Source organism: Cellulomonas sp. P2_F12 (genome assembly GCF_056403775.1).
Map to the genome: position 1 here is coordinate 443230 of NZ_JBFUEV010000001.1, position 10963 is coordinate 454192.

12 protein-coding genes are annotated in these 10963 nt (G+C 72.7%); 1 reads left to right on the top strand and 11 read right to left on the bottom strand.

Annotated features, from left to right (window positions below; genetic code table 11):
• Positions 1-68: 68 nt before the first annotated feature.
• The 9 genes from AC1DWH_RS01970 to pdxT form a co-directional block, all read right to left on the bottom strand.
• Positions 69-647, bottom strand: a complete 579-nt coding sequence (locus AC1DWH_RS01970; RefSeq protein WP_456846952.1) for an adenine phosphoribosyltransferase — start codon at positions 645-647, stop codon at positions 69-71.
• The gene (gene secF / locus AC1DWH_RS01975; RefSeq protein ID WP_456846951.1) at positions 644-1741 is read right to left on the bottom strand and encodes a protein translocase subunit SecF; all 1098 of its coding nucleotides are present in this window, start codon (positions 1739-1741) and stop codon (positions 644-646) included. Before secF ends, AC1DWH_RS01970 begins: the two co-directional genes overlap by 4 nt.
• Entirely contained in the window at positions 1741-3603 is a 1863-nt protein-coding gene (secD, locus tag AC1DWH_RS01980) for a protein translocase subunit SecD (RefSeq protein WP_477092247.1), read from the bottom strand. Before secD ends, secF begins: the two co-directional genes overlap by 1 nt.
• A 130-nt stretch (positions 3604-3733) precedes the next feature.
• Positions 3734-4147: a preprotein translocase subunit YajC gene (gene yajC, locus AC1DWH_RS01985; RefSeq protein ID WP_477092248.1), complete on the bottom strand. Its 414-nt coding sequence runs from the start codon at positions 4145-4147 to the stop codon at positions 3734-3736.
• Between the two features lie 105 nt (positions 4148-4252).
• Positions 4253-5311: a Holliday junction branch migration DNA helicase RuvB gene (ruvB, locus tag AC1DWH_RS01990; protein WP_477092249.1), complete on the bottom strand. Its 1059-nt coding sequence runs from the start codon at positions 5309-5311 to the stop codon at positions 4253-4255.
• Positions 5304-5915, bottom strand: coding sequence for a Holliday junction branch migration protein RuvA (ruvA, locus tag AC1DWH_RS01995; protein WP_477092250.1), 612 nt, complete (start codon positions 5913-5915; stop codon positions 5304-5306). The genes ruvB and ruvA overlap by 8 nt, the downstream gene beginning before the upstream one ends.
• An 82-nt stretch (positions 5916-5997) precedes the next feature.
• Entirely contained in the window at positions 5998-6564 is a 567-nt protein-coding gene (gene ruvC / locus AC1DWH_RS02000; RefSeq protein WP_477092251.1) for a crossover junction endodeoxyribonuclease RuvC, read from the bottom strand.
• Positions 6565-6664: 100 nt separating this feature from the next.
• Positions 6665-7420: a YebC/PmpR family DNA-binding transcriptional regulator gene (locus tag AC1DWH_RS02005; RefSeq protein ID WP_456844983.1), complete on the bottom strand. Its 756-nt coding sequence runs from the start codon at positions 7418-7420 to the stop codon at positions 6665-6667.
• A 58-nt stretch (positions 7421-7478) separates the two neighbouring features.
• Positions 7479-8078, bottom strand: a complete 600-nt coding sequence (pdxT, locus tag AC1DWH_RS02010; protein WP_477092252.1) for a pyridoxal 5'-phosphate synthase glutaminase subunit PdxT — start codon at positions 8076-8078, stop codon at positions 7479-7481.
• Between the two features lie 77 nt (positions 8079-8155).
• Between pdxT and kynU the strand changes: the two genes are divergently transcribed.
• Positions 8156-9385 carry a kynureninase gene (kynU, locus tag AC1DWH_RS02015; protein WP_477092253.1) on the top strand — a complete coding sequence of 410 codons (1230 nt, stop codon included), beginning with the start codon at positions 8156-8158 and terminating at the stop codon, positions 9383-9385.
• A gap of 1 nt (position 9386) precedes the next feature.
• Here kynU and AC1DWH_RS02020 read toward each other — a convergent pair whose 3' ends face one another.
• Together AC1DWH_RS02020 and pdxS are read right to left on the bottom strand one after the other, a co-directional pair.
• Positions 9387-10028, bottom strand: coding sequence for an NUDIX hydrolase (locus AC1DWH_RS02020; RefSeq protein WP_456844986.1), 642 nt, complete (start codon positions 10026-10028; stop codon positions 9387-9389).
• A complete protein-coding gene (gene pdxS, locus AC1DWH_RS02025; RefSeq protein WP_370503673.1) occupies positions 10025-10948 on the bottom strand; it encodes a pyridoxal 5'-phosphate synthase lyase subunit PdxS in 924 nt (307 codons plus the stop codon). Before pdxS ends, AC1DWH_RS02020 begins: the two co-directional genes overlap by 4 nt.
• Positions 10949-10963: the final 15 nt, after the last annotated feature.

The following is a 10963-nucleotide window of genomic DNA, read 5'->3' on the forward strand; positions in this document are numbered from 1 at the left end:
CACGGTCGAGGCGACAGTCTACGACCGCGCGCGGGGTGGGACGGTCACGAGGCCGGTGACGGGCCTGGTCAGGGCACCGCGACGAGCACGTCGATCGCGTGCCCGGCCAGCCGGTCGCGGCCGCGGAGGGCCTCGAGCTCGACCAGGAACGAGAGGCCGACGATGTGCGCACCGCACCTCTGCAGGAGGGACACCGTGGCGGCGGCCGTCCCGCCCGTGGCGAGCACGTCGTCGATCACCAGGACGCGTGCGCCGGCGGGAACCGTGGCGGGGTGGATCTCGATGGTCGCGGTGCCGTACTCGAGCTCGTAGGACTCCGAGGCGGTCGGGCCCGGGAGCTTGCCGGCCTTGCGGACCGGCAGGACGCCGGCGCCGAGCGCCACCGCGACGGGTGCGGCGAGCAGGAAGCCGCGGGCCTCCATGCCGGCGACGAGGTCGACCCGCCCGTCGACGCGGTCCGCGATCTCTGCGACGACGTCGGCGAAGGCCGCGGCGTCGGCCAGCAGCGGGGTGATGTCCCGGAAGAGGACGCCCGGCTGCGGGTAGTCCGGCACCAGGCGCACGAGCTGGTCGATGCGCCCCAGGACGGCCGCACGCGCGGCGGGGACCCCCGTGGGAGCCCCCGCCGCGCCGTCCGGTCCGGTCATCGCTTGCGCTTCGGCTGGGCGGTGACGCCCTGGTGGGAGCCCGGCTTGAGGGCCCCCGCCGCGACGTGCAGCCCCGGGCCGACCAGCTCGGCGTCGGTCTCGCCGCCGGCCGCGCGCGCGGCGCGGGCCGCGAGGATCTTCGCCGTGTGGGCCTTGAGCGCGGGCTCGCGCTCGCGCAGGGTCACCTCGAACGGCGTCGCCAGGAAGATCGACGAGAACGTGCCGATGAGCATGCCGACGAACAGCGCCAGGGCGATGTCCCGCAGCGTGCCCGGGCCCAGGATGAAGGCGCCGACGAACAGGATCGCGCTCACCGGGAGCAGGGCGACGACCGAGGTGTTGATCGACCGCACCAGGGTCTGGTTGACCGCGAGGTTGGCCTTCTCGGCGTACGTGAACCGCGACTGGTCGAGCGTGTCCGCGGTGTTCTCGCGCACCTTGTCGAACACGACGACGGTGTCGTAGATCGAGTACCCGAGGATCGTCAGGAAGCCGATCACCGTCGCCGGCGTGACCTCCCAGCCGACGGCCGCGTACACGCCGACGGTGATGATCAGGTCGTGGAACAGCGCGAGCAGCGCGGCGACGGCCATCCGCCAGTTGCGGAAGTAGATCGTCATCACGATCGTCACGAAGACGAGGAACACCAGGATGCCGGTGATGGCCTTCTTCGAGATGTCCGCGCCCCACGAGGGCCCGATGAACGAGCTGGTGACGTTGGTCGCCTCGGGGACGTCGAACGCCGTGGCCAGCGCGCTCTTGACCTGCTCGACCTCGTCGTTGGTCAGCGTCGACGTCTGGATGCGCAGGCCGTCGGCGCCGATGGTCGTGACCTTGGGCTGCTCGTCCGGCGCGATCGCGAGGACCGTGTCGGTGGCGAGCTGCTGGTTCTCGTCGGCCACGCCCGAGACGACGAACTCGGAGCCGCCGCGGAACTCGATGCCGGGGTTGAGGCCCGGCTTGATCAGGAAGATCGCCGAGAGGATCACGAGGATGGTCGAGATCGTGAACCAGATCTTGCGCCGGCCGACGATGTCGTACGACCGCCGGCCCGTGTACAGGTCGTTGCCCCACTGGGCGAATCCGGCGGCCATCAGTGCTCGTTCCCCTCGGTGCGCCCGGACTCGGGCTCGGACTCGGTCGTCGGGTCGTCGGCGGGAGCATCGGCCGTCGCGGCCTTCTGCTCCGCCGCCTTCGCCGCGGCACGGCGCTCGGCGATCGTCAGCCCGCTCGTGCCCGCACCGACGGTGACCGGCACGCGGGGCGTGGGCTCGGCGTCCACCGGTGCGTCCTCGACGACGGCGTCGTCGACGCCCGAGGGACGCGGGCCCGTGACGACGCGGCCGCGGCCGACGTAGCGGGAGCCCTCGACGCCGAGGCGCCGCGGGTCGAGGCCGGAGAACCGGTGCCCCTCGCCGAAGAACTTCGTGCGGGCGAGCAGCTGCATCACGGGGTGCGTGAACATGAAGACCACGAGCACGTCGATCAGCGTGGTGAGGCCGAGGGTGAACGCGAAGCCGCGCACCCCGCCGACCGCGAGCAGGTACAGCACGATCGCGGCGAGGAAGTTCACGGCGTCGGACGCCAGGATGGTGCGGCGCGCGCGCTCCCAGCCGCGGTCCACCGCGGCGACGAGCGTGCGACCTTCGCGCAGCTCGTCACGGATGCGCTCGAAGTACACGATGAACGAGTCCGCCGTGATACCGATCGCCACGATCAGACCGGCGACACCGGGCAGCGAGAGCCGGTAGCCCTGCGTCCAGGAGAGCAGCGTGATCACGCCGAAGACCAGGATCCCCGCGACCACGAGCGACGAGACCGTGACCAGGCCGAGGGCCCGGTACTGCAGCATCGAGTAGAGGACGACGAGCACCAGGCCGATGAGGCCGGCGATGAGGCCCTTCTGCAACTGCTCGGACCCCAGGGTCGCCGAGATCTGCTCCTCGCTCTGCACCGTGAAGGTCAGCGGCAGGGAGCCGAAGTTCAGCTGGTTGGCCAGGTTCGCGGCGCTCTCGCGCGTGAACGTGCCCGAGATCTCGGCCTTGCCGTTGGAGATGATCACGCCGGACGCCAGGCTCGGCGCCGAGATGACCAGGCCGTCGAGCACCATGGCGAACTGGTTCTGCGGCGGGGTGGCCGCCAGACCCTGCAGCCGGGTGGTGACGTCCGTGAACTGCGTCGTGCCCTTGCTGTCGAACGCGATGTTGACGACCCACTCGTTGCCCGTACCGCCGCTGGGCAGCTGGTTCAGACCCGAGCTGGCGTTGGAGATCCGCGCCCCCTCGATCTCGATCGGACCAAGGATGTACTTCGCGCTGCCGTCCTGGCTGCACGTGACGAAGGCCTTGTCCGGGTCACCGTTGACACCGCCGGTGAGGTTCTTGGGGTCGGTGCAGTCGAGGGCGTCGAAGTCCGCCTGCACCTTCGGGGTGATGTAGTACGCCGCGTCGCTCGGGCTGTCGGGCGCCGCCTTGGTGGGCGTGTCCGACGGCGCCTCCGCCGAGGCGCTCGGCGTCGGCGTCGGGGCCGGGGTGGACCCGTCCGCTGCCGCCGCGGCCGAGGCCGTGGGCGTCGGGGTCGCCGTCGAGGTGTCCGTCGGCGTGGGGTTGCCGATGGCCAGCACCGGCCGGAACGCCATCTGCGCCGACGTGCGGACCAGCTCGAGCGTCTGCTCGCTCGGGTGCCCCGGCAGGGCGACGACGATGTTGCCGCCGCTCTGGCTCGTGATCTCCGCCTCGGCGACGCCCGAGGAGTCGACGCGCTGACGGATCACGTCGATCGCCTGCGCGATGGTCGCGGAGTCGGGCTTCTTGCCCGTCTCCGTGAGCACGGGCTGCAGGATGATCTGCGTGCCGCCCTCGAGGTCCAGCGCGAGGTTCGGCGTCCAGGTCGCCGTCGACCACTTGACGCCCGCGGCGATGGCGCCGAAGAGCGCGAGGATGATGATGCCGAGCACGACCAGCGTGCGGACGGGCCTCTGACGGCGTGTAGGAGGAGCCAACGGAGTTTCTTCTCTCGTGCGCGCACCGACCGCGGAGGCGGCCGGTGGGGTCAAGGCCGGGGCGTCGTCACCCCGGCCAAACGGTCTACTTGGTGTCCGGGTCCCCGTCCTTGCGGGCGGGCGGCAGCGAGGACAGGTCGTCCGGGACGTCGATCACGTCGTCGTCCGTGGCGTCGAGCACCGCGTCGTCGTGCACGTCGTCCTCGACGTCATCGTCATCCACGTCGTCGTCGATCGCGTCGACCACCGGCTCGATCTTCTTGGCGATCGCGGCGCGGATCCACCGCGTCTGCGTGCCCGGCGCCGACTCCAGCGTGATCACGTCGTCCTCGACGTCCACCACGGTGCCCAGCAGACCCGACGCCGTCATGACCTCGTCACCGGCCGCGAGGTTGTTGCGGAACTCCGAGGCCGTCCGCTGCTGCTTGCGCGTGCGGTTCGACATGAGCCACAGGGCGCCGAGCGCGACGGCAAGGATGACGAGGAAGGAAGGATCCACGGCTGACAGGCTCCGATCGGGTGGTGTGTCCGCCGCAGTCTAGGCGCAGCGGCTCGCCGCTCCAACGCACAGACCCCGGGAAGGGTTCCGGGATGCGGGAACGGCTCAGCCGAACAGTGTGCCCGATCCGTGGGGCATCTCGAGACCAAGGTGCGCCCAGGCGGCCGGCAGCGCCACCCGACCGCGGGCCGTCCGCCCGATCAGCCCCTCGCGCACCAGGAACGGCTCGGCCACGGTCTCGACCGTCTCGGCCTCCTCCGCCACGGCCACCGCCAGGGTGGTCAGGCCGACGGGTCCGCCGCCGAACCGGGTGCACAGCGCGGTCAGCACGGCGCGGTCCAGGCGGTCGAGGCCCCGCTGATCCACCTCGTAGACCTCCAGGGCCGCGCGGGCGGCCGCGAGGCTCAGCGTGCCGTCGCCGCGCACCTCGGCCCAGTCGCGCACGCGCCTGAGCAGGCGGTTCGCGATGCGCGGGGTGCCCCGCGACCGCGACGCGATCTCGGCCGCCGCCTCGTGGTCGAGCGGGACGCCGAGCAGCCCGGCGGACCGCACCAGAACCCGCTCCAGCTCGTCGGCGGAGTAGAAGTCGAGGTGCGCCGTGAAACCGAACCGGTCCCGCAGCGGCGCGGGGAGCAGCCCCGCCCGGGTGGTGGCGCCGACCACCGTGAACGGCGGCAGCGTCAGGGGGATCGCGCTGGCCCCGGCTCCCTTGCCGACGATCACGTCGACGCGGAAGTCCTCCATGGCCATGTAGAGCAGCTCCTCGGCGGGCCGGGCGAGCCGGTGGATCTCGTCGAGGAACAGCACCTCGCCCTCCTCGAGGGAGGACAGGACGGCGGCGAGGTCGCCCGCATGCTGGATGGCCGGTCCACTGGTCACCCGCAGGGGCGCGCCCATCTCGGCGGCGATGATCATGGCGAGCGTCGTCTTGCCCAGTCCCGGAGGGCCCGAGAGCAGCACGTGGTCGGGCGCCCGGCCGCGGCCGCGCGCGGCGTCGAGCACGAGCGAGAGCTGGTCGCGCACCACGCGCTGGCCGACGAACTCGTCCAGCCGCCGCGGGCGCAGCGCGGCCTCCGCGGCCCGCTCGAGGTCGTCGGCGCCCGGCCGGACCAGCGACTCGGCGGCGAACCGCTCGGTCACCAGCTCGTCGTACTCGTCAGCCACGTCCGCCGCCCAACGTCCGCAGGGCGGCCCGCAGGACGCCGGCCACCTCGTCGGCCGCGACGGGCCCCTCGGCGCCCTCCAGGACGGTCGACACCGCGTCCCCTGCGGCCCGCGCGTTCCAGCCCAGCCCCACGAGCGCCTCGATGACCTGGTCGCGGCGGTCTCCACCGAAGACGGCCGCCGCAGGCGCGGACGTGGTCGCCGGGGCACCGATCCGGTCCTTGAGCTCCAGCACGATGCGCTGGGCGCCCTTGAGCCCGATGCCCGGGACGCGCTGGAGCGCCTTGAGGTCCTCGTCCAGCACCGCGCGACGCAGCCCGTCCGGGGTGTGCACGGCGAGCATGGCGAGGGCGAGCCGCGGACCGACGCCGCTGACGGTCTGCACGACCTCGAAGACCTCCCGCTCGTCGGTGTCGGCGAACCCGAAGAGCGTCAGCGCGTCCTCCCGGACCAGCAGCGACGTGGCCAGCTGCGCGGTCGACCCGACCCGCAGGCCGGCGAGGGTGGCGGGCGTGGCGTGCACCAGGAGGCCCACTCCCCCGACCTCGACCACCGCCGCGTCGAGCCGGACCGCCTGCACCGTGCCGTGGACCGACGCGATCACCGGTCACCCTCCTTGACTGAGAGAACAAGAGCTGACGGACACTCTGGCACACCCAGACGAACAGGTGTACGAAGACACGCGGTCAGCCGCGGCGCCGCGCCGCCTGCTCGGCGGTGGCCCACGCGCGCTGCGCGGCGGTCAGCGACCCGGGTGCGCGCTGGGGTGCCCCGAGCGCGCCGGCGGGACGCCACAGGTGGCAGACCGCGAGGGCCAGGGCGTCGGCGGCGTCGGCCGGCCGGGGCAGCTCCTCGAGCCGCAGCAGGCGCTGCACCATCGTCTGGACCTGCGCCTTGTCGGCCCGGCCGTTGCCGGTGACGGCGGCCTTGACCTCGCTCGGGGTGTGCAGGGCCACGGGGATCCGACGACGGGCCGCGGCGACCATGGCGATGCCCGCCACCTGCGCGGTGCCCATGACGGTCCGCAGGTTCTGCTGGGCGAACACCCGCTCGACGGCGACCGCGTCGGGGGCGTGCTCCTCGAGCCACTCCTCGATCTGCCGCTCGATCGAGAGCAGCCGCTGGTCGACGTCCCACAGGGCGTCGGACGTCGCCACACCGACGGCGACCATCGCGAGGCGCCGGGACGGGAGGCCGTCGACGACGCCGAGACCGCACCGGGTCAGGCCGGGGTCGACTCCGAGGACGCGCACGCCGTCATGGTCGCAGCCGACCGGGGGTCAGCCGGGGAGGCCACGCCCGGGACGACGAAGGGGCCCGACCGCGGTGCGGCCGGGCCCCTCCGGGACAGGCTCAGTCGTCCTCGAGCTCCGCCATGACCTCGTCGGAGGCGTCGAAGTTCGCGTAGACGTTCTGCACGTCGTCCGAGTCCTCGAGCGCGTCGATGAGGCGCAGGATCTTGCGGGCGCCCTCGGCGTCGACCTCGATCTGCGTGGCGGGCCAGAACACGACGTCCGCCGAGTCGTACTCGATGCCCGCATCCTGCAGCGCGGTGCGGACGGGCACGAGGTCGGTGGCCTCGGACAGGACCTCGAACGCCTCGCCCAGGTCGTTCACCTCTTCGCCACCCGCGTCGAGGATCGCCTCCATCACGGCGTCCTCGTCGGTGCCCTCCTTGGGCACGATGACGACGCCCTTGCGCGAGAACAGGTACGAGACGGAGCCCGGGTCGGCCATCTGGCCGCCGTTGCGCGTGAACGCGACGCGCACGTCCGACGCGGCGCGGTTCCGGTTGTCCGTCAGGCACTCGACCAGGACCGCGATGCCGCCGTGCCCGTAGCCCTCGTACATGATCGTCGTGTAGTCGGCGCCGCCGGCCTCCTGGCCGGAGCCGCGCTTGACCGCACGGTTGATGTTGTCGATGGGCACCGAGTTCTTCTTGGCCTTCTGGACCGCGTCGAAGAGGGTCGGGTTGCCCGCGAGGTCACCGCCGCCGGTGCGCGCGGCGACCTCGATGTTCTTGATCAGCTTGGCGAAGAGCTTGCTCCGCTTGGCGTCGACCACGGCCTTCTTGTGCTTGGTGGTGGCCCACTTGGAGTGACCCGACATCGCTTCAGCTACCCCTTCGTCTCCCGGTCGACCCCGCGCCCGGCTGCAGCGCCGGTGCTCACAGGGTGTCGCGGACGATCTCTACGAACAGTTGGTGCACCCGGGTGTCCCCCGTGACCTCCGGGTGGAACGAGGTCACGAGCAACGGGCCCTGGCGGACGGCCACGATCCTACCGGCGGCGGGACCGGACTCCACCCGCGCCAGCACCGTGGCCGCGGGTCCGACCTCCTCGACCCACGGCGCCCGGATGAACACGGCGTGCACCGGGCCGTCGATGCCGTCGATCGCCAGGTCCGTCTCGAACGACTCGACCTGCCGGCCGAACGCGTTGCGCCGCACGGTGACGTCGACCCCGCCGAGCGTCTGCTGCCCCTCGATCCCGCCGAGCACCCGGTCGGCCAGCAGGATCATCCCGGCGCACGAGCCGTACGCGGGCATCCCGGCGCGCAGCCGGTCCTGGACCGGGCCGAACAGGTCGAACGCGCGCAGCAGCTTGTCGATGGTTGTCGACTCCCCGCCGGGGATGACCAGCGCATCCACCTCGTCCAGCTCGCGGCGGCGTCGCACCGGGACGGCCGTGGCACCCACGGCGGTGAGGGCGCGCACGTGCTCGCGCACGTCTCCCTGCAGGGCGAGGACTCCGACGGTCACGGTCACGACGGGCGATCCTAGTTCGCGATCGGGCACCGCGACCGCTGCGCCCAGTCCGCGGCCGGCCCGTAGGCTCCCGCCCTGTGACCCACGAACTCGACCAGCGCGCAGCGGCTCTGGACGCCGCTCACGCCCTCACCGACCTGCGGCACCGGTTCCACCTGCCCCCCGGCGTCGTGTACCTCGACGGGAACTCGCTCGGCGCGCTGCCGGTGGGCGTGCCGGAGGCGGTCGAGCGTGCGGTGCGCCAGGAGTGGGGCCACGACCTCGTCGCGTCCTGGAACACCCACGGCTGGTGGGACGCGCCGGTCCGGGTGGGCGACGCGATCGGCCGGCTCGTCGGCGCGGCGCCCGGACAGGTCGTGGTCGGCGACTCCACCAGCGTGCGCCTGCACCAGTCGCTGCACGCCGCCGCCGCGCTGCGTCCCGGTCGCTCGGTCGTGCTCACCGAGCCGGGCTCGTTCCCCACGGACCAGTACGTCGTCGCCGGCGTCGCGGACCAGGTCGGGTGGCACGTCGAGCACGTCACCCCGGACGAGGTCCCCGGCCGGCTGGGCCCCGACGTCGCGGTCGTCGTGCTGTCCCACGTGGACTACCGGACCGGCGACCTGCTCGACCTGCCCGGCATCACGGCGGCGGCGCACGACGCGGGCGCCCTCGTCCTCTGGGACCTGTGCCACTCCGCGGGTGCCGTGCCGGTCGGGCTGGACGAGCACGGCGTCGACCTGGCCGTGGGCTGCGGCTACAAGTACCTGAACGGCGGACCCGGCGCCCCGGCGTTCGGGTACGTCGCCGCCCGGCACCAGGACGCGTTCGTCAACGTGCTGCCCGGCTGGCACGGGCACGCGCAGCCGTTCGCGATGGCCGACGAGTACGAGGGCGCCCCCGGGATCAGCCGGGCGCGGATCGGGACCCCGCCGATGCTGTCGCTGCTCGCGCTCGAGGCCGCTCTGCACGCGTTCGACGACGTCGCGATCGAGGACGTCCGCGCCCGGTCCGTGTCCCTGACCCGGTTCCTGCGCGACGCGATCACGACGGTGCTGCCGGACGCCGAGCTCGCCTCGCCCGAGGCCGACGACCGCCGCGGCTCCCAGGTCGCCCTCCGGCACCCCGACGCGTACGGCATCGTCCAGGCGCTGGCCGCCCGCGGCGTCGTCGGCGACTTCCGCATGCCCGACATCGTCCGCCTGGGCGTCGCCGCGCCGTACCTGACCCACGCGGACCTCGTCACCGCCGTGCGGGCGCTGCGGGTCGTGCTCGAGCGCGAGGAGCACCTCGACCCGGAGTGGACGACGCGGAACGCCGTCACCTGACCTACTCGCGCGCGAGGCCCAGGTGCCGTGTCACGCCGTCCCAGGCGGGCAGCAGGCCGCGCACGAGCTCGACCAGCGACTCCGGGAACACCTCGATCTCGACCCGGTCCAGGTCGTCGAGCGCCCACCACCGCAGCTCGTCGATGACGTCGTGCTCGAGCTCGGTCCAGCCGGCGCGGTCGACGGCCTCGAAGGACGCCGCGGGCACGCGCGCCAGGTAGAGGATCTCGTCCTGCCGGCAGTGCTCAAGGAAGAAGTCGAAGATGGCCGAGCGCGTGAACACCGGCCCCACCAGCTGCGCGGCGTCGAGCAGGATGCCCGTCTCCTCGCGCACCTCGCGCAGCGCGGCCGACGCGGCGTCCTCGCCGTCGTCGATCCCGCCGCCGACCGTGAACCACCAGCTGCGCTCCGGCTGGTCGACGTCGTGCCCGCGGATCAGCAGCACGCGGTCGTCCTCGTCGAGCAGGATCACCCGCGCGGCCTCCCGGAACAGCAGGCCGTCGTCGCCGCGCCGCCACTCGGGCCCGAGACCGTGCACCGGGCCTCCCCCGTCGGCGCCGGAGCGGCCACCGACGGGCGCAGGGACGGCAGAGGCCGCGGACTGCTCGTCCGCGGCCTCCACCACTGCGTCGTCCTGCGTCACCAGCCGCGCTCGGCCAGGCGGTGCGGCTCCGGCACGTCCTCGACGTTGATGCCGACCATGGCCTCACCGAGGCCGCGCGACACCTTGGCGATCACGTCCGGGTCGTCGAAGAACGTGGTCGCCTTGACGATCGCCGCGGCACGCTCGGCCGGGTTGCCCGACTTGAAGATGCCGGAGCCGACGAACACGCCCTCGGCGCCGAGCTGCATCATCATCGCGGCGTCGGCCGGGGTGGCGATGCCGCCCGCGGTGAACAGCACGACGGGGAGCTTGCCCAGCTGGGCGACCTCCTTGACCAGGTCGTACGGCGCCTGGAGCTCCTTGGCGGCGACGAACAGCTCGTCCTCCGGCAGCGAGGTGAGGCGGCGGATCTGGTCCCGCAGCGTGCGCATGTGCGTGGTCGCGTTGGAGACGTCGCCCGTGCCGGCCTCGCCCTTCGAGCGGATCATCGCCGCGCCCTCGGTGATGCGGCGCAGGGCCTCGCCCAGGTTGGTGGCACCGCAGACGAACGGAACCGTGAAGCCCCACTTGTCGATGTGGTGCGCGTAGTCGGCGGGGGTCAGCACCTCGGACTCGTCGATGTAGTCGACGCCGAGCGACTGGAGCACCTGCGCCTCGACGAAGTGGCCGATGCGGGCCTTCGCCATGACGGGGATGGAGACGGCTTCGATGATGCCGTCGATCAGGTCCGGGTCGCTCATGCGCGCGACGCCGCCCTGGGCCCGGATGTCGGCCGGGACGCGCTCGAGGGCCATCACGGCGACGGCTCCGGCGTCCTCGGCGATCTTCGCCTGGTCCGCGGTGACGACGTCCATGATGACGCCGCCCTTGAGCATCTCGGCCATCCCCCGCTTCACGCGGGCGGTGCCGATGACGCCGGCGTGCGTCGCGGTGGTGGGCTGGCTGTTCTCGCTGGTCACGTCGAGCCTCACAGA

What these genes read in the sequence shown, in the direction of transcription:
- AC1DWH_RS01970 (WP_456846952.1), bottom strand. Translation starts at nt 647, where the DNA reads ATGACCGGACCGGACGGCGCGGCGGGGGCTCCCACGGGGGTCCCCGCC.
- secF (WP_456846951.1), bottom strand. Translation starts at nt 1,741, where the DNA reads ATGGCCGCCGGATTCGCCCAGTGGGGCAACGACCTGTACACGGGCCGG.
- AC1DWH_RS02005 (WP_456844983.1), bottom strand. Translation starts at nt 7,420, where the DNA reads ATGTCGGGTCACTCCAAGTGGGCCACCACCAAGCACAAGAAGGCCGTG.